This window comes from Hymenobacter lapidarius (assembly GCF_001816145.1).
GTDB classification, from domain to species: domain Bacteria; phylum Bacteroidota; class Bacteroidia; order Cytophagales; family Hymenobacteraceae; genus Hymenobacter; species Hymenobacter lapidarius.
On the sequence record NZ_MDZB01000142.1, the window covers coordinates 128,396 to 150,582 of the forward strand.

Annotated in this window: 23 protein-coding genes, 1 tRNA gene and 1 rRNA gene; 16 read left to right on the forward strand and 9 right to left on the reverse strand. The window is 58.9% G+C overall.

Annotation, left to right across the window (positions count from 1 at the left end):
- Positions 1-47: 47 nt before the first annotated feature.
- From BEN47_RS16860 to BEN47_RS16880, 5 genes are all read right to left on the reverse strand, one after another.
- Entirely contained in the window at positions 48-251 is a 204-nt protein-coding gene (locus tag BEN47_RS16860) for a hypothetical protein (protein WP_204378340.1), read from the reverse strand.
- A 120-nt stretch (positions 252-371) separates the two neighbouring features.
- Complete coding sequence (gene lpcA, locus BEN47_RS16865; RefSeq protein ID WP_204378341.1) at positions 372-962, reverse strand: D-sedoheptulose 7-phosphate isomerase; 591 nt, start codon at positions 960-962, stop codon at positions 372-374.
- Positions 963-1,010: 48 nt separating this feature from the next.
- The gene (locus BEN47_RS16870) at positions 1,011-1,508 is read right to left on the reverse strand and encodes a hypothetical protein (RefSeq protein WP_070729948.1); all 498 of its coding nucleotides are present in this window, start codon (positions 1,506-1,508) and stop codon (positions 1,011-1,013) included.
- 88 nt (positions 1,509-1,596) lie between these two features.
- On the reverse strand, positions 1,597-1,827 hold the full coding sequence (locus BEN47_RS21555) for a hypothetical protein (RefSeq protein WP_070729950.1): 231 nt from the start codon (positions 1,825-1,827) through the stop codon (positions 1,597-1,599).
- Between the two features lie 63 nt (positions 1,828-1,890).
- Positions 1,891-3,735: an ABC transporter ATP-binding protein gene (locus BEN47_RS16880; protein ID WP_070729952.1), complete on the reverse strand. Its 1,845-nt coding sequence runs from the start codon at positions 3,733-3,735 to the stop codon at positions 1,891-1,893.
- Positions 3,736-3,852: 117 nt separating this feature from the next.
- Between BEN47_RS16880 and BEN47_RS16885 the strand changes: the two genes are divergently transcribed.
- Positions 3,853-4,302, forward strand: coding sequence for a QcrA and Rieske domain-containing protein (locus BEN47_RS16885; RefSeq protein ID WP_070729954.1), 450 nt, complete (start codon positions 3,853-3,855; stop codon positions 4,300-4,302).
- Between the two features lie 12 nt (positions 4,303-4,314).
- Here BEN47_RS16885 and BEN47_RS16890 read toward each other — a convergent pair whose 3' ends face one another.
- Positions 4,315-6,207: a capsule assembly Wzi family protein gene (locus BEN47_RS16890; protein ID WP_083322517.1), complete on the reverse strand. Its 1,893-nt coding sequence runs from the start codon at positions 6,205-6,207 to the stop codon at positions 4,315-4,317.
- Positions 6,208-6,477: 270 nt separating this feature from the next.
- Here BEN47_RS16890 and upp point away from each other — a divergent pair, with 270 nt between their 5' ends.
- Entirely contained in the window at positions 6,478-7,182 is a 705-nt protein-coding gene (gene upp, locus BEN47_RS16895) for a uracil phosphoribosyltransferase (protein ID WP_083322526.1), read from the forward strand.
- 166 nt (positions 7,183-7,348) lie between these two features.
- The gene (locus BEN47_RS16900) at positions 7,349-7,795 is read left to right on the forward strand and encodes a hypothetical protein (RefSeq protein ID WP_070729956.1); all 447 of its coding nucleotides are present in this window, start codon (positions 7,349-7,351) and stop codon (positions 7,793-7,795) included.
- A gap of 133 nt (positions 7,796-7,928) precedes the next feature.
- On the opposite strand, the gene BEN47_RS16905 is transcribed toward BEN47_RS16900, so the two are convergent.
- A complete protein-coding gene (locus BEN47_RS16905) occupies positions 7,929-9,341 on the reverse strand; it encodes a DEAD/DEAH box helicase (protein ID WP_070729959.1) in 1,413 nt (470 codons plus the stop codon).
- A 156-nt stretch (positions 9,342-9,497) separates the two neighbouring features.
- On the opposite strand from BEN47_RS16905, the gene BEN47_RS16910 reads away from it, so the two are divergent.
- The 3 genes from BEN47_RS16910 to BEN47_RS16920 all read left to right on the forward strand — a co-directional run bounded on the left by BEN47_RS16910 (position 9,498) and on the right by BEN47_RS16920 (position 10,958).
- A tRNA-His gene (locus BEN47_RS16910) sits at positions 9,498-9,571 on the forward strand.
- Between the two features lie 100 nt (positions 9,572-9,671).
- Positions 9,672-10,610, forward strand: coding sequence for a PfkB family carbohydrate kinase (locus tag BEN47_RS16915; RefSeq protein WP_070729961.1), 939 nt, complete (start codon positions 9,672-9,674; stop codon positions 10,608-10,610).
- Positions 10,611-10,703: 93 nt separating this feature from the next.
- Positions 10,704-10,958, forward strand: a complete 255-nt coding sequence (locus tag BEN47_RS16920) for a hypothetical protein (RefSeq protein WP_070729963.1) — start codon at positions 10,704-10,706, stop codon at positions 10,956-10,958.
- 85 nt (positions 10,959-11,043) lie between these two features.
- On the opposite strand, the gene BEN47_RS16925 is transcribed toward BEN47_RS16920, so the two are convergent.
- Positions 11,044-12,777: a M61 family metallopeptidase gene (locus tag BEN47_RS16925; RefSeq protein WP_070729964.1), complete on the reverse strand. Its 1,734-nt coding sequence runs from the start codon at positions 12,775-12,777 to the stop codon at positions 11,044-11,046.
- A gap of 129 nt (positions 12,778-12,906) precedes the next feature.
- Between BEN47_RS16925 and rpmH the strand changes: the two genes are divergently transcribed.
- From rpmH to tsaB, 4 genes are all read left to right on the forward strand, one after another.
- Positions 12,907-13,065: a 50S ribosomal protein L34 gene (rpmH, locus tag BEN47_RS16930; RefSeq protein ID WP_035563087.1), complete on the forward strand. Its 159-nt coding sequence runs from the start codon at positions 12,907-12,909 to the stop codon at positions 13,063-13,065.
- A gap of 49 nt (positions 13,066-13,114) precedes the next feature.
- On the forward strand, positions 13,115-13,618 hold the full coding sequence (locus BEN47_RS16935) for a ribonuclease P protein component (RefSeq protein WP_083322518.1): 504 nt from the start codon (positions 13,115-13,117) through the stop codon (positions 13,616-13,618).
- A gap of 26 nt (positions 13,619-13,644) precedes the next feature.
- Entirely contained in the window at positions 13,645-15,339 is a 1,695-nt protein-coding gene (locus BEN47_RS16940; RefSeq protein WP_070729966.1) for a S41 family peptidase, read from the forward strand.
- Positions 15,340-15,593: 254 nt separating this feature from the next.
- Positions 15,594-16,283, forward strand: a complete 690-nt coding sequence (tsaB, locus tag BEN47_RS16945) for a tRNA (adenosine(37)-N6)-threonylcarbamoyltransferase complex dimerization subunit type 1 TsaB (RefSeq protein WP_070729968.1) — start codon at positions 15,594-15,596, stop codon at positions 16,281-16,283.
- Positions 16,284-16,292: 9 nt separating this feature from the next.
- Here the strand turns inward: tsaB and BEN47_RS21560 are convergent, their stop codons facing one another.
- Positions 16,293-16,463 (reverse strand): DUF8622 domain-containing protein, encoded by a 171-nt coding sequence (locus BEN47_RS21560; protein WP_158011061.1) that lies wholly within the window; start codon positions 16,461-16,463, stop codon positions 16,293-16,295.
- An 85-nt stretch (positions 16,464-16,548) separates the two neighbouring features.
- On the opposite strand from BEN47_RS21560, the gene BEN47_RS16950 reads away from it, so the two are divergent.
- From BEN47_RS16950 to BEN47_RS16970, 6 genes are all read left to right on the forward strand, one after another.
- A complete protein-coding gene (locus BEN47_RS16950; RefSeq protein ID WP_070729970.1) occupies positions 16,549-17,070 on the forward strand; it encodes a DUF2480 family protein in 522 nt (173 codons plus the stop codon).
- A 146-nt stretch (positions 17,071-17,216) separates the two neighbouring features.
- On the forward strand, positions 17,217-17,729 hold the full coding sequence (locus BEN47_RS22550) for an amino acid permease (RefSeq protein ID WP_262490413.1): 513 nt from the start codon (positions 17,217-17,219) through the stop codon (positions 17,727-17,729).
- Complete coding sequence (locus tag BEN47_RS16955) at positions 17,699-18,535, forward strand: APC family permease (protein ID WP_262490414.1); 837 nt, start codon at positions 17,699-17,701, stop codon at positions 18,533-18,535. The genes BEN47_RS22550 and BEN47_RS16955 overlap by 31 nt, the downstream gene beginning before the upstream one ends.
- Positions 18,536-18,661: 126 nt before the next feature.
- Positions 18,662-19,921 carry a hypothetical protein gene (locus BEN47_RS16960; RefSeq protein ID WP_070729972.1) on the forward strand — a complete coding sequence of 420 codons (1,260 nt, stop codon included), beginning with the start codon at positions 18,662-18,664 and terminating at the stop codon, positions 19,919-19,921.
- A gap of 281 nt (positions 19,922-20,202) precedes the next feature.
- The gene (locus tag BEN47_RS16965) at positions 20,203-21,345 is read left to right on the forward strand and encodes a serine hydrolase (RefSeq protein WP_158011063.1); all 1,143 of its coding nucleotides are present in this window, start codon (positions 20,203-20,205) and stop codon (positions 21,343-21,345) included.
- A 659-nt stretch (positions 21,346-22,004) separates the two neighbouring features.
- Positions 22,005-22,187, forward strand: a 16S ribosomal RNA gene (locus BEN47_RS16970); the annotation flags it as partial.

Below are 22,187 nucleotides of genomic sequence, written 5' to 3' on the forward strand. Positions count from 1 at the left end.
TAGTAGCTCAAGAAACAAATGAATCGGTTACTGCCAAACGAAATGTCTCAATCGTAGTCAGCAAGCTCCTCATTTGTTAACAATGAAATCAGTCCATCAGCATCAAGCTTGATTCCGCTCAAATACAGCTTGTACATGACAACCCAAGTTTTGCGCGTCAGGCTGAAAACGACATGGTGCAGATTGTCGCTCCATTTAACGTGGCGCATCCAGCCGCCAACCTGCTGGCCCGCAATCACAACGGTGAACATTGTATCGTCCGGCAACTCCAAAATTTAATTCCGGCTATAGGTCAAGAACTTTTGAGCCATCTCATCAACGGCCTGCTGGTAGAGTCCATCAAGTTGCGCTGATTTAGACATTTTACCTGCTCAAATCACCAGCTTCTCAATCAGCAGAATCAGGATGTGAATCACCTTGATGTGTACCTCCTGAATCCGGTCGGCATAGCCGAAGTGCGGCACACGGATTTCCACATCGCTGAGGCCCGCCAGCTGGCCGCCGTCTTTGCCGGTGAGCGAAACGACGAGCATGCCGGCTTCCTTGGCGGCTTCGGCGGCGCGGAGGATATTGGGTGAGTTGCCGCTGGTGCTGATGGCCAGTAGCACATCGCCGGGCCGGCCCAGGGCCTGCACGAAGCGGCTGAACACGAACTCGAAGCCGAAGTCATTCGCCACGCAGGTCATGTGCGAGGCATCGGTCAGGGCAATGGCGGCCAGGGCGCGGCGGTTGTTCCGGTAGCGGCCGCTCAACTCCTCGGCAAAGTGCTGGGCGTCGCAGAGGCTGCCGCCGTTGCCGCAGGTGAGGACCTTGCCGCCGTTGCGCAGGCTATGGGCAAAAAGCTCCGCAGCTTCGGTAATGCGGGCCAGGTTGGCGGGGTCGGCCAGGAAGCGGTCGAGCACGTCGCGGGCTTCGGTCAGCTCGGCGCGGATGAGGTCGGGGAGCAGGAGGGCGTCGGGCACTGAGGGGTATGCAGGAGCGGGAAAGGCAGGAGCGGCGGGCCGGGCGGGCTACAGCGGCGGCCGTTCGGCCGGCGGGGTATTGCTCAGGCTGGGGTCGTTCTGCGGGAAAATGGGCTGGGGGAGGTGGTCGCTGGTTCGGTGCTCGGTCACGCTCACGGTGTCGGCGGCTTGGCTCTGCGTTAGGGTGGCGGGCGCATCCATAGTGCGGCCGTCTACGGTGCGGGCGGTGTGCGCCACAACCGGGGCCGGGCCGCGCTGCTGCTGGTCATACAGCTTGGCCTTGAGCTCGTTGATGCGGTTTTCGTGCTGCGTCACAGAGCGGCGCAGCATCACGCTGTCCAGGTTTTCGGTAACGAGGTGCAGGGCCAGAATCACGGCCCCGATGACGAACAGGGTGTAGTAGAAATGCCGTTCCTGCTCCAGGGCCGACAAGCCTGAGCCCATGCCCATCATGGAAGTGCGCACGGCGGGGACGAGGATGAACAACAGCGCCAGCAGCAGGTAAACCATTACGGCGACGGTAACAATGCGTTTGAGGGCGAGCATGGTGAAAGGAGGCTAAGGTGAAAGAGAGAGAAGGACGCGGAAAGCAACCCTGCGGGAAACAGCCGCAAAATAGCGCTTATTAAACGAGCTAATTGATGGGCGCGGCCATCCGGGCCGCTTCTACCGAGTCGGCGGGGTCGATGGTGACGCCCCGCAGCCCCTGCGCCTGCCGGTTGACCTGGGTGGGTGGCGGTGCCGCTTCCGTGGTTGAGTTCATCTTCCGGGAAGCATAGCTGTACCCCAGGTTGTACAATAGTTTCGCCAACACGATGGCTACCACCAAGAAGAGAAACCAGCGAAAAGGATTTTTGCCAAGCATGAGCAAAGAGGGTTGAATAGGAAAGCGCCCTGCCCAACGTGGGCCGGCGCGTTTGAGCAGCAACTACGCCAGCGCCGCATTGGTTTGCAGGGAGCTCAGCCGCTGGTACGCGCCGCCTTTGCGCTGCACCAGCTCCTGGTGGGTGCCGCGCTCCACGATGCGGCCGTGCTGCAGCACCACAATCTCGTCGGCGTGTTGCACGGTGCTCAGGCGGTGGGCAATCACGAGGGAGGTGCGGTTCTGCATCAGGCGTTGCAGGGCCTCCTGCACCAGTTTCTCGCTCTCGGTGTCGAGGGCCGAGGTGGCTTCGTCCAGAATCAAAATCGGCGGGTTGCGCAGAATGGCGCGGGCGATGCTCAGCCGCTGCCGCTGTCCGCCCGAAAGCCGCGAGCCCCGGTCGCCAATCACTGTGTGGTATCCCTCCGGGCTGGCCTCGATGAATTCGTGGGCATTGGCAATTCTGGCGGCTTCAATGACTTCGGCCTCGGTGGCTTCGGTGTTGAAGCGGATGTTGTTGAAAATGGTGTCGTTGAAGAGGATGCTCTCCTGCGTCACAATGCCCATCTGGTCGCGCACGGAGTGCAGCGTGCAGGTGCGCAGGTCGTGCCCATCAATGAGCAGCTGGCCGCCCGTGGGGTCGTAGAAGCGGGGCAAAAGGTCGGCTAGGGTGCTTTTGCCGCCGCCGCTGCCGCCCACCAGCGCCACCGTGCTGCCCTTGCGGATGGTCAGGTTGATGTCGTGGAGCACGGGCGTGTCGCCGTAGCTGAACTGCAGGTTGCGCATTTCGATTTCGCGCTCAAAAGGCGGCAGCACCTGGGCATCGGGCTGGTCGCGCACGGTGGGCTCGGTATCGATGATGCCTAGCACCCGCTCGCCGGCCACCAGCCCACGCTGAATGTTGCCGAACGAAGACGACAGGGCCTTGGCCGGCGTGAGCACCTGCGAAAACAGCACCACGTAGCCAATAAAAGTCTCGCCGGTAAGAGTCGATTGCCCGCCCAAAATCAGCGTGCCGCCAAAGTACAGCAGCCCCGCCACCACCGCCACGCCCGCAAACTCGGAGAACGGCGAGGCCAGGTCGCGGGTGTTGTCGATGCGCCGGGAAGTGCGGGCGTATTGGTCGTTCTGCTCCTCAAACTTGCCCTTGATGTAAGCCTGGGCATTGAATGCCTTGATAACCCGAATGCCCCCCAGGGTCTCGTCAATCACCGACATCATGGAACCCAGCGTGGTCTGGCTCACTTGGGCCTGCCGCCGCAGCCGCTTGGCCACCGTGGCAATAATACCCCCCGAAAGCGGCAGCAAAATCAGCGTAAACAGCGTGAGCGGCACCGATATATAAAACAGCAGCACAAAAAACGCAATGATTTTGAGCGGCTCCTGAATCACGGCGGTGAGCGTGTTCACCACGGACGTTTCCACTTCCTGCACGTCGCTCGTGAAGCGCGACATCAGGTCGCCTTTGCGCTCGCCGGCAAAGTATTGCAGCTGCAGCTCCACAATGCGGTAGTACAGCGCCCGGCGCAGGTTGCGGATAACGCGGGCCCGCACCTGGGCCAGCAGCCGCAGGCTGAGGTAGCGAAATACGTTGCTCAACAGCACCGATACCACCACAATGACGCACACGAAGGCCAGCGCGCCCATTTTGCCCTGCGCCGCCAGCACGTCGGCAAAGTAGAAATTGAAGGTGTCCTTAATCCAGTCCAGACTCAGCTGAAAGGCGGGGAGCTGGTCGGGGGCTTGCAGCGGCACCGTGTCCGTTTTGTCAAACAGCACCTTCAGCAGCGGTATTATCAGCGTGAAGTTGGCCAGGCCAAAAAAGATGGCTAGCAGCGTACACGCCAGGTACTGCGGCAGGAAGCTGGCAAAAGGCCGGGCGTACTGCAGAATGCGGAGGTAAGTTTTCATGCGGGCTGCAAAGCTACGCTCCTGGCCACATGCGCCCGCCGGCAAACCCATGCCGGGCTTGGCTACGTAGGTGGAAACAGGCGCGGCACTTCACGCTGTTAACCCCTCGTAACAATTATGAAACGCGACGAATTTCTACACTTATTCGGCTTCGGTGCCACGCTGCTGGTGAGCGGCTGCCTGGGCGGTTGCGGCAGCAAAACCGACAACCCCCAGCCCGGTTCGGGCTCAACTCCAGCCCCAGCTCCCGGCACCATCGACTTTACCATTGATGTGGTTGCGCCGGCCAACGCCCGCCTCAACGACCCGGCCTTTGGCTACGTGTACGGGGCTGGTAATAGAGTAATTGTCGCCAAAACCGCTGGGGGTAGCTACGTGGCGCTGGCCGCCGCCTGCACCCACCAGGGCACCACGGTGGAGTTTCAGTCTGGGCCCAACAACTTCTTCTGCCCCAATCATGGCTCCCGGTTCAGTACCAGCGGCGCTGCGCTCAACGGCCCGGCCGTTGCGCCGCTGCGAGTGTACACCCTGGTGCAAACCGGCAACATGCTGCGCATCACCGGCTAAAGAAGGCCGGTCCTAAAACTCGTGGAGGCGCTGCGCAATGTTCCAGCGTAGGGCCAGCGAAGCGAATACTTGGTTGCCGTCCTGCTCAGGCGTGAGGGTATAGGTCTGGTTGCGGGCAATGACTTTGGCGTCGACGAACAGGTTGAGGCGCGGCTGGTACGTGGCCGTGAAATCGGCGTGCAGCAGCCGGCTCTTGTTGCCCTGGCCCACGCGGTTGTCGAAATCTTTGACCCGGGTGTTGTACGACTTGAGCACGTTGCCGCCAAAGTTCTGGCCGTCAACATCGGCAGGGGTCAGGTCCTGGCCCTGGTGCGAGTAGAAGGCCTTGCCCACCAGCATGAGGCGGGGCAGGGGCTGGTAGCTAAGCACGCCCAGAATTTCGGCCACGTTGGCGCCCATCGGGTGCGCCAGCGGCTGCTGGTAGTGCTGGTAATTGGTGTAGATGTCCTCGTGCTGGTAGGTGAAGGGCCGGATGTAATTGAACTCCACCTGCAGGTCCAGGTTGCGCAGGCCGGCCACATCAATGTACTTGCCGCCCAGCTGAAACGCCTGCTTATTGGCCCACCAGCCGTTGCCCGACCGTATTTCGCTAATCTTGAACTCGTCCAGCACCAGCTGCCCGTAGAGCTGCGCGGTGCGGAAGATGTTCCATTTAAAATCCAGGCCTAGAATGGCGTTGTCCGCCGAACCCACGTTCTGCTCCACCGCCCGGTAAAAAATAACCGGGTTCAGGTACTGTAGCTCGAAGCCCCGGCCCCGGCGCCCGGGCACGATTTTGCCGCCGGCTACCACGCTGTCCGGCTCGGCGTTGCGGCCACCCAGAATGGCACTCTCAAACACGCCAATGTTCAGGTTTGGCGTCACATCAAAGCTGAGGTGGTGCAGGGCCATGTACTTCTTGGGGTACACCTGGTCCTCGTTTTTCCGCTCCGCAGTCAGCTCGGCAAACAGGTTCTGGTAGTTGAATTTCCAGACCCGGGTGTTGGCTTTCAGGAAGAAATACGGCGCGCTGTAGTCCGACAGAATTAGCGAGCGGTAACCGTTGCCGATAAAATTCCGGTCGTGGGCCAGCTGCAGATTGATGTGCTTGGTTGCGGCGTAGGTAATGCCGCCCCGCGCCGTGAAAAAGTCGTACTGGCTGCCGCCCTGGGTCTTGAAGTACTTCCAGTAGCCCTCGTGCGGTACTATCTGGTCGCGCTGAATCCGGTCCTGCACGTACTGCGGCACGCCCATCTGGTTGTCGGCCAGAAAGGTGTAGAAGCCAAGCTTCTGGTCGATGGTGCCTTCCAGCTGCAGCCCGCGGGTGTTCACGTAGCGCAGGCCGCTGATGTCGCTGTCCCGGCCCACCTGCAGCAGCGCCACCGGGTTCACCCGCAGCGCAAAACCGTCAGTCTGCACGTGGAACAGGTCGGTTTGGTTGCGGTAGAAGTTGGTGAGGAGCGGCTTGGCGCTTTCGTTCAGTGCCGCGCCCTGGGCGCTGTTCATCCAGTTGTCTTTCAGCAGGTATTCGGCGTTGAACCGGTCGGCCGCCGAAAGGGTAATACCCTGGCTGGCGCTGTCGGGCGAGAGCACTCGCTCGCCCAGCCGGGCGGCCGCTGCGCGGGTGTAGGGGCGCACGCTGGTGTGCGGGTCGTTGAAAGCGTCCGGCCCGAACTTGATGGCGTACCGGTCAATCAGGCGGTAGGTGTCGGCATCGAGGGGCACGTAGTTGGCGCCCTGCGTGGTTTTGCTCGGCGGCGTCTCGGCCACAGGTTTGTCGGCCAGCGGTTCATCAAAAACCAGCCACGGGCCTTTTTCCGCTTTGGCGGCATCGGCGGGTGCTGGGGGAGTGGCAGGTACAGTTTGAGCAGCCAGCGGGCCGGCCACCAGGGCCAGGGTGCCAGACAAAAGCAGAGCTTTGAGCATAAAGACGGATAATTCTTATAAAACAAGGCCGCGCCACCCAGCCTAAGCCAGGCGCGCCAATTTCTTAACAAACCTACGCAGCAGGCCGTTGGGAAGGGATAGCCCCCCGCCGACGAATCCCCGCCCGATGACCTGCTGACGGCACCGGGTGGCCGCTGGTAATGGAGGCGAATTCGCAGGCCGTTTCTTGCCCGCCCCCGGTTTTTGTGCCAACTTCGGGGCTCCCGCCCGGGTGTTTTGCCCGGCTTCACTTCCTTCCTCCTTCGCAGCATGGCTCAAAACCCACTTCCTTCCGCCTCGGCCGCCCCCGACGATTCTGCCGAGCCCCTGGCCAAGGTGCACGTGGTGTGCGCCGAACCCAGCATTGCCAACCATTTTCTGGCCGAGCTGCGCGACAAAGAAGTGCAGAAAGACAGCCTCCGCTTCCGCCGCAACCTGCAGCGCCTAGGCGAAATTATTGCCTACCGCATCAGCGCCCACCTCAGCTACACCGACAAGGTCATTCAGACCCCGCTGGCCGAAACCACCGGCAAGCTGCTGCACGATTTCCCTATTCTGGCCACGGTGCTGCGGGCCGGCCTGCCGTTTCACCAGGGTTTCCTCAATTACTTCGACCAGTCGCCCAGCGCCTTCGTGGCCGCCTACCGCATCGAGGGCACGGCCCAGGTGCAGGTGCAGGTCGATTACCTGTCGGCCCCCAGCCTCGACGAGCGGGTGCTCATTCTGGTCGACCCCATGCTGGCCTCGGGCAAAAGCCTGGTGCAAACCTACCGGGCCATGCTGCGCTTCGGCATGCCGCGGCAGGTGCACATCGCCGCCGTCATCGCCTCGCCCGAAGGCCTGGCCTATGTGGCCCGCGAAATCCCCGAAGCCAACCTTTGGGTGGCCGCCATCGACGAGCGCCTGAACGAGCAAGCCTACATCATCCCCGGCCTCGGCGACGCCGGCGACCTCTCCTACGGCAGCAAGCTGTAGCCCCCGTAGCACACGTTTCAGCTTGTGCCGTGTTGAACAATCCGTGCTACATTAACCGCCTGCCATGCGGCACAAGCTGAAGCATGTGCTACAATCCGGGTATCTTTGCCGGGCGCCCACCCCGCGTTGTTGTTGCCTCCCCATCGCCTGTTTTTCCTCTTCCGTAGTGCTCCAACTCGCCGTTAAATACGCGTCTGTGTTCTTATTGAGCACGGTCAAGTTTTTGGGCGGCCCGCTGGCTGGCGCTTCCCTGGGCCTGAGTTTTTGGTGGACCATGGGCCTCACGGTGGCCGGCATGATGACCAGCGTGTTCATCTTCTCGGGCATTGGCCGCGTCTGGATGCAGCACCGCCAAAAACAGCGCCGCCTGCGCCGCGCGCCCATTTTCACCAAACGCTCGCGCAACATCATCCGGGTGTTCCGCAAGTTTGGCATGGGCGGCATTGCCTTTCTTACGCCGGTGTTGCTTTCGCCCATCGGCGGCACTGTCATTGCCACGCTATTGGGCGTGCCGCGCCAGCGCATCCTGCTGCACATGTTCTGGAGCGCCGTGCTGTGGGGCGGGACCCTGACGCTGGCCAGCATTCACTTCGGCCACATGCTGGGACGGTAGTGAGAAGGGTTGAGTGTTGAGTTATTCAATCTCAAACTACATGGCTCAGGCCGTAGATAGCCAGTAGCTCCACTGAAGTCGAGCTATCCGATTTTCAACTCAACATTCAACCCTTAAAACTCAACCCTCCCCTCTACCGCCGCTTCCGGGCCTTGATGGCCTTCACGCCGGGGTTCGAGCCGCCTTTCTTGCCCACGTTGGCCTTAGAGCCCTTGGTGCTCTTCTTCTGGCCCTCCTTAAACGGCTTGCCGGTGCGTTTGTCAATGGTCACGCCGGGCTTAATCCACTCCTTCTTCTCGTGGAAAGCACCCTGGAACGTGGGGTCCAGCTTTTTGCGGCGCTCGTCGAGCTCGCGGCCCATTTTCTGCTGCTCCTCAAAGGGCGTTTCCTCAATCACCACTTCTTCCGGCAGCGGCAGGGCTTCAATTTGCTGGTTGATGAGCTGCTCAATCTCGGCAATGTGCGCCATTTCGGCCTCGTTGGCGAAGGTGATGGCCGCGCCCGTGTGCTGGGCCCGGCCCGTGCGCCCAATGCGGTGCACGTAGTCGTCGTGCACGATGGGCACGTCGAAGTTGATAACGTGCGTCACCTGCGGCACGTCGATGCCGCGCGCGGCCACGTCGGTGGCCACCATGTAGCGCACCTCGCCGGCCCGGAACGCATCCATGCTGTTGATGCGGGCGTTCTGGCCCTTGTTGCCGTGAATCACGCGCACCTCGCCGGCCGGCCCCTTGCGCTCCAGAAAGTGCGCCACCTGGTCGGCGTGCTCCTTGGTGCGGCAGAAGAGCAGCACGCGCGTCATGGTTTCGGCGTCGCGGTGCAGCAGGAAGTTGAGCAGATTAATTTTCGTGAGCAGGTTGGGGGCTTGGTACAGCGTCTGCGTCACAGTAGAGGCCGTTTTGGCCGGCGGGTTCACCTCCACGCGCACCGGAAATTCCAGGAATTCCTCGCTCAGCAGCGTCACCCGCTCGGGCATGGTAGCCGAAAACAGCACGTTCTGGCGCTTGCGCGGAATTATCTCCAGAATGCGCCGAATCTGGGGCATAAAGCCCATGTCCATCATTTTGTCGGCCTCGTCCATCACGAAGGTCTTCAGGTCGCGCAGCACCAGCGCGCCCTTCAGGTAGATTTCCATCAGCCGGCCCGGCGTGGCAATAAGCACATCGACGCCCGCGGCAATGGTTTCAATCTGGGTTTTCGGCCCCAGGCCGCCGTAGATGGCGAAAATGCGCAGGTCGGTATTCACCGCCAGCGCTTTCAGGTGGGATTCAATCTGAATAGCCAGCTCCCGGGTAGGTGCCAGCACCAGCGCCCGCGGGTTGGTGCCTTGGGCGTATTTGGCTTTCATGAGCAGGGGCAGGCCAAAAGCCGCCGTTTTGCCGGTGCCGGTTTGGGCAATGCCCAGCACGTCGTGCCCGGCCAGCAGCAGCGGAATCGTCTGCTGCTGCACTGGCGTGGGCTCCGTAAAGCCGGCTTGCGCTACCGCCGAAAGAAGTTGTTTGTTAAGCTTGAAATCGTCAAAAGTCAGATTGGTCGTGGGTTCCATTCCACAAAGGTCGGCTTTTTGTGCGGTAAGCTTAATGGTAATGAAAAAGAACGCCAGATGAGCATGACCGTCTTACCAACTTACTAATGCCCTCTAAGAACTTTTTTTGCCATTTCCCGCTTCCCCTGCTATCTTTGCACCACCAAAACCAACACGGTAGATATAGCTCAGCTGGTTAGAGCGCCGGATTGTGATTCCGGAGGTCGTGGGTTCGAGCCCCATTATTTACCCATACAAATGAAGTCCCCGGAGAATTATCCGGGGACTTTTTTGTTGCTTGCTTTAATTCCGCTTTAATACGGCCGTTCTCTTCCACTACAATTCAGCTACATGAGTCTTCTCGTCATCGGCAGCGTCGCATTCGACGCCATCGAAACGCCCTTCGGCAAAACCGACAAAATCATTGGCGGGGCCGCCACCTTCATCAGCCTCTCGGCTTCCTATTCGCTGAAGCCCGTGAAACTGGTGGCCGTGGTGGGCGAAGACTTCCCGCAGTCCGACATCATGCTGCTCGAAGAGCACGGCGTGGACGTGGAAGGCCTGCAGGTGAAGAAGGGCGAAAAGTCGTTTTTCTGGTCGGGCAAGTACTCGCAGGACCTCAACTCCCGCGAAACCCTGGTGACGGAGCTCAACGTGCTGGCAGATTTCGACCCCATCATCCCCGACGCCTACCAGGACTGCAAGTACCTCATGCTGGGTAACCTAGCCCCGCAGGTGCAGCGCCTCGTCATTCAGCGCCTCGTGAACCGTCCCAAGTTGATTGTGATGGACACCATGAACTTCTGGATGGACATTGCCCTGGAAGAGCTCATTGCGACCATCGAAATGGTCGACGTGCTGAGCATCAACGACGAAGAAGCCCGCCAGCTTTCGGGCGAGTATTCGCTGGTGAAGGCCGCCAAGAAGATAATGGGCATGGGCCCCAAGTTCCTCATCATCAAGAAGGGCGAGCACGGCGCGCTGCTGTTCCACAAAAACAAGGTGTTCTACGCGCCCGCGCTGCCCCTGGAGGAAGTATTTGACCCCACCGGTGCCGGCGACACCTTCGCGGGCGGCTTCATCGGCCACCTGGCGGCCACCGACGACATCAGCTTCGAAAACATGAAGCGCGCCGTGATTCACGGCTCGGCCATGGCGTCGTTCTGCGTCGAGAAATTTGGCACCGAGCGCCTGCTCAACCTCACCGACGAGGAAGTGGAAGCCCGCGAGGCCCAGTTTGCCGAACTGGTGCGGGTGGTGCCTGCCGTGGCGGTGGCCAACGTCGGCTAGCACTACGCAGGCGCAGGCGGCTGGCGCAACTTTTTGGGTAAAAATCGGGTAAACCATCACGCTACCTTTCTTTTCATCTAATCCCCACCCGCTATGAGCTTGCATCAAGAAGAGGCCAACCTCGAAAACCAGAAACCTTCTGTGGACCCTGCTGCAAGAGCTGGTCGGAAGAGCACGGAAGTTCAAAACCCGAACGATAACCAGGTGTCACACCAGGGCAACACCACCGACGGCAACACGGTCGGTGAAGGCGTACATAACATTCGCAGCAACCCCCAGAACAACAAGCCGATGTCGGTGAATAAAGGCCCCATGAAAAAGGGCGCCGACAACAGCAAGGACAACTAATAAATGATGCCGCACTACCAAAAGACCCCGCCGGATTCTTCCGGCGGGGTCTTTCATTTGTTGGGTGTTTCGTCTGTCAGCTGCATCAAAAATCCCACCCCAGCCACTGCTGAAACCCGCGCTGCTGCGCATCGTCGGCCATCTCCAGCTTATCTACGGCGTAGCGCTGCCCGAAACGGCTGCCCGGCGCGGCGGCCAGTGTCACGGTCAGGAGGCGGTTTTGGCGGAATACACTCAGGTCGTAGCTTGTTGCGCCGCTGCTGAGCAGGGTTTGCAGGTTCATATCGACGCGGCGGCCGTTTACGGCCACTATTTCGTCGTCCACGGTTAGGGCAGCGGCGGCGGGCGAATTGGGCCAGATGCTGGTTACCTCCGTTCGCGCATTCTTCACCACCGTCCGGAAACCGAAAATCCCTTCCGAAGCCGAGGCATTCTCCCCCACTAGTAGCTGGCAGCCCACGGTATGCAGCACCTTGTCAAGTGGCTCAAGCACCGGGGCGGTGCCATAGATAAACTTGTCGAAATAAGCTTGCATGTTGCGCCCGGCCACTTCGTTCACAATGCGCACGTAGTCGGCCTCGGTGTAGCCGATGCCGGTTTTGCCGAACTCTTCGTACAGCCGCCGCATCACATCGTCGAGGCTGCGGGCGTGGTTGGAAAGCTGCCGAATGGTTAAATCCAGCAGCATAGCTACCAGCGCGCCCTTGTGGTACACGCTCACCTTGCGGTCGGGCACGCCGGGCTTGTAGCCGTCAAGCCACAGGTCCATGCTGGCATCGGCCAGCGACAGGTTTTCCCCGCCGGCGTCGTCGAAATGCTTGCGCAGCACCGTGTTCAGCTCCTCAAAATACTGCGCTGGCGTATGCACGTGGCAGCGCGCCAGCAGGTATTCGCCGTAGTACGTCGTGATGCCTTCGGCGATGAAGCAGGTGCGGAAGTAGTTCTCGCGGCTGTAGTCGTAGGGCTGCATCTCGGCGGGCCGGATGCTCTTGATGTTCCAGGTATGGAACAGCTCATGGCAGCTCACGCCCAGCAATTCCTTGTACAGGCCCTCGCTCATAATCAGCTCGGCCGGCCCCAGCGTAATCACCGTGGAATTGACGTGCTCCACGCCGTGGTAATGCTTATAGGGCAGAAACTGGTTCAGGAAGTGGTATTCCGCCACCGGGAAGCCGCCGAATAACGCGAGTTGCTCCTCCGAAAACGCCCGAAAATCTGCCAGCAGGCGCGGCCAGTTCACGTCTGCTTCGCCCTGCACCCACACGTGAAACGGCAGCCCGCCCGCCTCATACTGCTCGTGCACCAGCGTAGGACTGGCAATAAGGGGCGAGTCGGCCAGGTGGTCGAAATTCTGCGCCGCCAGCACGTTTGAGCCAGCCTGGGGCAGCCCGCAGGCAATCTGCCAGCCTTCGGGCACATCCACTGTTAGCTCACAGGCTTCCTGCTCGCGCCCCACCGCGTACATCAGTGCCTGCACCGGGTTCAGGTACAGCTGCGACTCATCAAGCCAGGAGCCGCCCGCGTCCATCTGGTGGGCGTAGAAGTTATAGCGCACCCGCACCTTGCAGCCGGCCGCGTGGGCCACTTCCCACCGGTCTTTGGTCAGCTTGCGGTAGGGGAGGGGCTGGTTGGTGGCGGCATTGGCCACTTCCACCTTCTGAATCTTCTGCGCGAAGTTTTGCAGCTCGTAGCGGCCCGGCCGCCACGCCGGCAGCTGCAGCTCCAGCGGGGCCGTGGCCTCCGCCGCCACGTCCAGCGTCAACTCAACCTGGAGGTAAAACGTGAGGGGGTTTGCGTAAGAAATGCGGTAGTAAATCATTGCCAGCAGGAGTTAAAAGTGCCTAAAGCTAGTGGCAGTACGCCCACTGCAGCTAAAAGTATCTGAGGCCCTTGCCTTTTCCAGACAAAGCCCGTACCTTTGCCGGCCCAACTTGAAACTACACATAAGATGAAACGTACCTATCAGCCTTCGAAGCGCAAGCGTGTTAACAAGCACGGCTTCCGCCTACGCATGGAATCCGCCAACGGCCGTAACGTGCTGGCCCGTCGCCGCGCCAAAGGCCGCAAGCGCCTCACCGTATCCGACGAAGGCAAGCACAAGCGCTAGAAATTTAGCTGTTAGCCATTAGCTAATGGCTGTTAGCTAACCGCTGAAAATGCAAGCCCCTCAATCGCCTGGCCTTCCTTCTTTCCCGGAGAAGGGGCCGGCCCCGGAGGGGTCTCATGAGGCCACCGGGAATGCGCCGTTCACGCGTCGCTATACCTTCCCGAAAGAGGAACACCTGTGCCGCAAGAAGCTCATCGAAGAGCTTTTTGGGAAGCAGGGTTCCTCTTTTGGCGTTTATCCCCTGCGCATCGTCTGGATAAAAAGTGCAGTACCCACCACGGCCCCGCCGCAGGTACTCATCAGCGTGAGCAAGCGCACATTCAAGCGGGCCGTCGACCGCAACCGGCTCAAGCGGCTCATTCGAGAGGCGTATCGGCTCAATAAATACCGGTTGGTGGAGCAACCCGCCGGGCATCAAGTCGCTCTTCTTGGTATTATCTTCACGGGTAAGGAAAAAAGTCCACTGGCTTTGGTGGAAAAAAAATTAATTTCCGCTATCCAACGTTTGATAGGCACCCCGGCGGCGGCATCCGCTCCGCCGCCCGCCCCGTAGATTCGCCGACCTGCTACTCGTATTCTATGACTATCCAAAAAAAGCTATTTGCTGCCCTGGCTTTGAGCACGCTGGGTTTGGTTTCCTTCCGGGCTGCTTCTGACAACGAACGGTACTTCGAAATTGCGAAGAACATGGACATCTTTGTCACGCTGTTCAAGGAGGTCAATACCTATTACGTAGACGAGGTGACGCCCGCTAAGCTGGTGAAAACGGGCATCGACGCCATGTTGCGCTCGCTTGACCCCTATACCAACTACATTCCGGAAGACGACATCGAGGACTTCCGCACCATGACCACCGGGCAATACGGCGGCATTGGCGCCTCGGTGGTGAAGCGCAACGGCAAAACCGTGGTGCAAACCGCCTACGAAGGCTACCCGGCCCAGAAAGCCGGCCTGCTGCCCGGCGACGAAATTCTCAACATCAATGGCGTGTTGGTGGATAAAAAATCGAATTCCGACATCAGCAAGCTTCTCAAGGGCCAGGCCAACTCCGTGGTAAAGCTGCTGGTGACGCGCTACGGCCAGGAAAAGCCGGTGCAAATCGACATCACCCGCGACAAAATTCAGGTGGACAATGTGCCCTACACCGGCATGATTTCCGGCGATGTGGGCTATTTCCAGCTTGGTGGCTTCACCGTGGACGCGGGCCGCGAAGTGCGCGCTGCCGTTATTAAGCTCAAAGAGCAGGGCGCCAAAAAAATTGTGTTCGACATTCGCGACAATCCCGGCGGCTTGCTCAACGAGGCGGTGAATATTTCTAACCTCTTCATTGATAAAGGCCTCGACGTGGTGAGCACCAAGGGCAAGGTGACGGAGTGGAATAAAACCTACAAAGCCCTCGACCAGCCGCTCGACACCAACATTCCGGTGGCCATCATCACGAGCAACCGTTCGGCTTCGGCCTCGGAAATCGTATCGGGCGTGTTGCAGGACTACGACCGCGCCGTGGTGGTGGGCGAGCGCACCTTTGGCAAGGGCCTCGTGCAGGCCACGCGCCCCCTCAGCTACAACTCGCAGCTAAAGGTGACCACCGCCAAATACTACATTCCCAGCGGCCGCTGCATTCAGGAAATTGACTATGCCCACCGCGGCGACGACGGCACGCTGGGCAAATTTCCCGATTCGTTGCGCACCGCGTTCAAAACCACTGCCGGCCGCACCGTGTACGACGGCGGCGGCGTGGCCCCCGATATTGAGGTGCAGGACCGCGAAATTGCGGACATCACCCGCGTGCTGCTGCAGAAAAGTTACCTGTTCGACTACGCCACCCGCTACCGGGCCGAGCACACCACCATCCCCGTTGCCCGCGCTTTCAAGCTCAGCGACGTGGATTACCAGAAATTTGTGGGCTTCCTGCAGGGCAAAAACATCAGCTACAGCACCGACGCCGAAAAATCCCTCGCTGAACTTGGCAAAAAGGTGAAAGAGGAAAAGCACTACGACGACGTGAAAGCCGAACTCGAAGCCATCCGCAGGAAGGTGACTGTGAACAAGGCCAACGACCTGCAGCGCTTCAAGCCCGAAATCAAAGAGCTACTGGAGCAGGAAATCGTGTCGCGCTACTACTTTGAGAAAGGCCGCACCGAAGCTGGCTTTGATGATGACCCCAACATCCTCGCCGCCGTGGCCGTGCTAAACGACCCGAACCGCTATGCCGCGCTGCTGAAACCCACAGGGCAGGCGGCAAGCGCCCGCAAGTCGGCCGGGACGAAGTAGTTTTGAGCTGCGTTAATTAGAAAAGCAGGCGCTGAAAGGTGCCTGCTTTTTTATTGTCAGTACCGGAAGAAACTGCCGTGCAAAGCACCTCAGCTCATAACAACTTATTTCAGCGGCTTACTTAAAAGCTGAGTTTCCTCATTTCATTCGGTCTGTTTCTTCGACTTTCGCTAAGAATTAAAGAAGTTGTCGATTAGAAGCTGGGATGTTGAAAGGCATTAGCTCCATCCAACCGCTAGTTCGGAATAATATAAATGCTCATTCTCTCCCTCGAAACCTCGTCCCCCGTCTGCTCGGTTGCCCTGCACCGCGTAGCCGACGGTTCCTTAGTTGGCCAATCCGAGTTGCGGCTCGATAAGTCGCACTCCACTCACCTCACCGTGCTCATCGAGCAGCTGCTCGCCAACACCGGCCACCAGCTCACCGACCTTGCCGCCGTGGCCGTGAGCGACGGGCCCGGTTCCTACACCGGCCTGCGCATTGGGGCTGCTGCCGCTAAGGGCTTGTGCTTCGCGCTGGATATTCCGCTGGTGGCCGTGAGCACCCTCAAGGCATTGGCCGCGCAGGTGGCTGCCGGCACTGCCCGGCCCGAAAACTTCCTGTTTTGCCCCATGCTCGATGCGCGGCGCATGGAAGTGTACGCCGCTGTATATACCCATGAAGGGCAGGAAGTGGTGGCTCCCACGCCGCTGCTGCTGGAGGCCAACACCCTAGCCAAACAATTGGCCCGGCATTCTGTGTTATTCTTTGGGAACGGCGCGGCCAAATTTCAGCCGCTACTGGAAGAGCCGGCTAATGCTGGCTTCCTGGCGGGCGTTGAGCCGTCGTCGGTAGCGGTGGGGGCGTTGGCCGTGGCTGCTTTTCATCGGCAGGAGTTTCAGGATGTGGCGTACTACGAGCCTTTTTATTTGAAAGAAGTGTACACCACCACGCCCCGGTCCTGAGCTTCTGGGCTAGTGCCGGTAGCCCTGCCAGGTGCCGCCGTAGCGGTAACCCGGCTGAGTCTTCGCTTTTAGGCAACAGCTTTCGCAGACAAAAACCCAGCCCTTGCCGCCGGCCGCCGTTTGAATCCGATACAGCGTGGTAGCTTCCTGCTGGCAATGCGCGCAAAATTTGGTTTTCATGGTTGCTGACTTATCGTCCCCTTTGCTGTAACTGTTGCCTGCGAAGCACTGTTCTAACTTATTCTCCTCCTAATTTCTTATGGATATGGAACCCCTCTTTGTCAACCGCGTCGCCAACTCCGGCCTTGTTACCTTAAATCTGGAAGAACTCATTCACCCCGGCGAGCGGGTGGTATACGATATCAAAGAGAACCTTTTCCACGGCCTCATGCTGCGCGAAAAAGACTTCCGCGAGTTCGTCAAAACCAACGACTGGACCCAGTACGACGGTAAAAACGTTGCCATCACCTGCTCTGCCGATGCCATCGTGCCCACCTGGGCCTATATGCTGCTCGCCACCAAGCTCCAGAACCACGTTCACCGCTACGTTTTCGGCAACCTCGATGCCTTGGAGCAGTCTCTGTTCGAAGAAGCCATTGCCGCGATTGATACCGCAGAATACCGCGACGCCAAAGTAGTAGTAAAAGGCTGCGGCAACGTACCCGTGCCCACCTTTGCTTATGTGGCCATCATGCAAAAGCTGCTGCCCATCACGAGCAGCATCATGTATGGCGAGCCGTGCAGCACCGTGCCGCTCTACAAAAAGCCGAAAGCAGTGGCGGGATAGGGTTTTTGTGGATAAAAGAACAGTCATGCCAAACGCAGTGAAGCATCTCTACCGTCACAGTAATTCATTTTACTATTGCGGTAGAGATGCTTTATTGCGTTCAGCATGACAGACGAGCCCGGTAACTCGTTCGCATCTTTACGTTCATGCCCGAGCTTTCCCGCACGCCCTACAAAATTACCTTCCTCACCGGCGTGGCCATTGTCATCGCCAACATGGTGGGCACGGGCGTGTTCACCAGCCTTGGGTTTCAGGTGCTGGGCATTCAAAGCGGCTTTGCGCTGCTGATGCTGTGGCTGGTGGGCGGCCTCATTGCCCTCTGCGGGGCCGTGTGCTACGGCGAGCTGGCCGCCGCCATGCCCCGCTCGGGGGGCGAATACCATTACCTGAGCCAGATTTACCACCCCGCTCTGGGTTTCTTATCCGGTTGGGTTTCGGCTACTGTTGGTTTTGCGGCCCCCACGGCCCTGGCGGCGCTGGCGCTGGGCACCTATGCCAGAAGCGTATGGCCAGACTTGCAGCCGCAGTGGCTTTCCGTTACGGTGGTGCTGCTGCTCACTCTGGTGCATGGTACCAGTACCCGCGCGGCAGCCGGCTGCAGGTCATCATCACCGCCCTTAAAGTGGTGGTGCTGGTTGTTTTCATCGGAGCCGGCATGATGATAGGGGAGGGGCAGCCGCTCAGCTTCGCACCCGATGCTGCTGGCTGGCGAGCTCTGCTCAGTCCGGCGTTTGCCGTGTCTTTGGTGTATGTCAGCTATGCCTATTCGGGTTGGAACGCCGCTGTATACGTCACCGGCGAAATCGAAAATCCCAGGCGCAACCTCTCGCGCATCCTGCTGGCCGGCACCGCGGTGGTACTCCTATTATATGTAGGGCTCAATTATGTGTTTCTGCGCTCCACCCCTTTGGGGGAGTTGAAGGGCCAGTTGGAAGTCGGTTTCGTGGCGGCCACGTCGTTGTTTGGGCATTTGGGCGGCCGGCTAATGGGCGGCGTTATTGCGGCTTTACTCGTTTCTACCATTAGCTCCATGGTATTTGCTGGTCCCCGCATTGTCCAGACCATGGGGGAAGACATGCCCGCCCTGCGCTTCTTGGCTCCCAAAAGCCGCGCCGGTATTCCCGTCCGCGCCCTGGCTCTGCAAACCGTCATCACCCTGGCCTTTATTCTGAAGCCTAGTTTCCAAGGGGTGCTGGTCTACGCCGGCTTCGTGCTGAACCTGTTTACTTTCCTCACGGTGCTCGGGCTGATTGTGCTGCGCTGGCGCCAGCCCAACCTACTGCGGCCCTATCGCGCCTGGGGTTACCCGTTCACCCCGCTTGTTTTCCTCGTTCTCAGCGGCTGGACTTTGGCCTTTATTCTGACCGAAAAGCCCATTGAGTCGCTCTATGGTTTGGCCACGCTGGCTGTTGGCGGGTTGGTTTATTTCCTCACCACGCGGCTAGAAGCTTCCCCTACCACATAATAGGGGCCAATAAAAATCCGGTCAGGTTCCCTCGCTTGTGGGGAGAGAGCCCTGCCAGGTAGGGCGGCGGTTGAGCGTCGGAACGACACCCCCCGTAACTTGCAGCTTCAATCACTCCTTTGTAGAATGTACTTCCGCACCGCTGCGCTTCGGCTCCTGCCGGCCGCTTTGCTCTTGCTCACCGCCTGCTCCGAAACGAATACCAAAACGGATACCGCCTCTTCTCCCAAAGAAGAAAGCATGGCCACCACGGCCGACGCCATGGACTCCACCACGTTCGCAGTCCCTCAACCTGCCGCCGCCACCTCGCGCCCCAACCGCCTTACCGCCCCCGATACTACCTATGCCCAGGATGTAGCCCTGTTCCTCGGCGGCCAGCAGCCCAGCCAGCAAAGCAGCCTCACCCAACTAGCCGCCCAACCCACCTGGCAGGCTTTCGCCCAGGACCAGGACCAAAGCTGGGATAAATACCGCGCCACTCACACCACCAGCATGACCAAGTGGGCCAGCACCGAGCTGGATTCCGTGCACGCCAGCAGCCCCACCATCTTCTATCCCTTCAGCGGCCCCGATTTTCTGAACGTCTTCACGATGTTCCCCACCAGCCAAACCTACGTGCTCATGGGGCTCGAACCCGTTGGCAGCGTACCCGCCCGCTCTTCCCTCGCAAATCCCAAGGTGTTTCCCGCCGTCAAAGCCTCGCTCTGGTCCGTGCTCAATTTCAGCTTTTTCCGCACCAACGACATGGCTGTCGACCTCAAATCCGTCGAGCTAGATGGTGCCCTTCCGCTGATAATGCTTTTTGCTGCCCGCACTGGCAACCAAATTACCGCCATTCGCCCTGTTCAGCTCGATGCCACCGGCCAGTTGCAGGATGCTCCCACCGATACCACCAAAGCCAAAGCCCCCAAATCCATTCCCGGCGTCGAGATGAAGCTCCGCGGCTCCAACGGCCAATCTAAAACCGTCTACTACTTTTCCGTCGACCTCAGCGACTGGAAGCTGAAAGCCAACAATGCCCCGCTGGAGTTTGTGCGCAACTTAGGCCCGCTTACCACCTACGTCAAATCCGCGACCTATTTGATGCACAAAGCGTATTTCAACCAAATTCGCCGCTTGGTCCTCCGCCGCAGTCGCTACATTCTGCAGGACGATTCCGGCATCGCCATGAAATACTTCCAGCAGGGCGCTTGGCAGTTCAATCATTACGGCACCTACAAGCGCCCCATCAACCTCTTCGCAAAACACTACCAACCCGAACTCACCGCCGCCTACCGCGACACCCTCCGCAAACCGAAGCCCTTGCCGTTCGGCACCGGTTACAACTGGCGCCAAACCGATTCCAATCTTCTCCTGGCCCGCCGCTTGGTCCCCCTGGCCGACTAATCTTGGTATAAAAGCAGCCCCACAGGGCCGTGGTGGCAACATCACGGCCCTTTCTATTTCACTATCCTATGAAAACACCCCCCCAATCCCGCCCCACCCTATACTATACAATAGGAGTAGCCTTTCTATTAACAGTAACCACCCTGGCAACTCTGGCCGCAACAAGTCGTCTGGCACCCACTCTTTTCGGGAGAGGGGCCGTGCCCGACAGGGGCTGGGAGGTGAGGTTAACGCCAGAAGACTCCCCAATCCTGGACTCCCTCATCCACACAAACGCGCTATTGACAAGAATTGCCACCAACCCCCAATACGAGCTCCAAATCATCTATACCCAAATCAACCGCGACGCCCAGAACCGCCCCACCTTCACCCCCCACACCTATCACCTCAACCCGCGCCAGTATTTCAACCCTGCCAGCCTGGTCAAGCTCCCCGTTGCCATTCTGGCCCTCGAGAAGCTGAACAACCTGAACAAGCCCGGCGTCACGCGCCGCACCATCATGGCCACCGGCACCGCCTACCGCTGCCAAACCCCCGTCCCCTTCGCCGCCCCTGCCGACTCCGACCGCACCGCCACCGTTGGCAATTACATCAAGCGCATGCTCTTGGTCAGCGACAACTTTGCCTACAACCGCCTCTACGAATTCCTCGGCCAGCGGCCCCTCAACGCCCGCCTGGCCCAGCTCGGTTACCCCAACGCCCGCATCACCCGCCGCTTCGCCCCCTGCGACACCACTGCCAATCGCCACACCAACCCCATCAGCTTTCACACCCCCCAGGGCAATACTATATACAGGGAGCCCGCCAAATTCAACCCCGTGCCCTATACCAGTCCCCTCGGCCGCGTCCTACAAGGCCGCGCCCACCAGGCCGGCGGCCGTATCATTCCCGAACCCTACGATTTCACCACCGCCAATCACCTCCCCCTGGCCGACATCACCACCTTGCTACAAAGCATCCTTTTCCCCACTTCAGTCCCCGCCACCCAACGTCCCAACCTCACTTCCTCCGATTACAGTTTCCTGCGCTACTACCTCCATGCCACCCCACACCAGTCTGGCTTCAGTTCCTATGCCACAGCCCAATACTTCGACGCCTACAAGAAGTACCTCTATTATGGCCGCAGCCCCGACATCCCTCACCAATCTGCCCTCCGCATCTACAATATAGTAGGCATGTCGCACGGCTACCTCGCCGATGTAGCGTACTTCGCCGACTCCCTCCACCGGTCCGAATTCATGCTCAGCGCCATCCTGTACGTCAACAAGGACGGCATCATCAACGACGGTGCCTATGAATACGACAGCATCGGCCTCCCATTCCTCGCCCAACTAGGCCACCAGATTCAGCAATTTGAAGCCCAACGCCCCCGACACTACCGCCCCAACCTCACCGAAATATTAGCCACGGAGCGTATTAGATAAAAATTCCCCAATAATTCATTTGCCGCTAAGTGCCTGATTCCTAAAAGCCCATTGCTCCATCCCTGCAATACCTGTACATACCTAATCCAAAAGGGTTGCCTCACGCATTGCAAACTCAGATAATCCCACTACTTTTGCAGTCCCAAACAGTCAAACGGACGACGGGTTCTGGAAAAGCAAGTGCTTCACCGAAAGTTGGAATAAGGAAGAACTTCACGGCGCCAACCCCAGTGTTGAACCCCGTGCTCGCTCAATAAAGGCTCAGAAAGTAATTTCAAAAAGTCTTGTGAAAGCCGAAAAAAGCGCCTTACCTTTGCACCCCGCTTCAACAGGAGGCGAAAAGATTTGAAAGTAAAGAGAAGAAAAGAGTTATTTTTTTCGCCTAACGCTTGCAGAGCAAAAAAATTAAGCTATCTTTGCACTCCCAATCGCAAGAAAGGGATTTGAAAAAGAAAAAAGGCTAATTAGTTAGTCGCATTGTCACACCAACTGGGTGAGGCACACGTTCTTTGAATGATTGGAAAAGACAAATAGTAAGGGCTTTTTGCAGCGATGCAGGGAGCAGAAATTACAAGCGTAACACGAATACTTGAACTCGTTAAGACGAGTCGGATTAGCACTCGACATCAGCCCATGTTCGCCTGGGTGCAGGAATTTTTACAATGGAGAGTTTGATCTTGGCTCAGGATGAACGCTAGCGGCAGGCCTAATACATGCAAGTCGAACGGTTTCTAGCAATAGGAATAGTGGCGCACGGGTGCGTAACGCGTAACCAACCTACCCGAATCTGGGGGATAGCCCGCCGAAAGGCGGATTAATACCGCATAAAACGGCAGACCGGC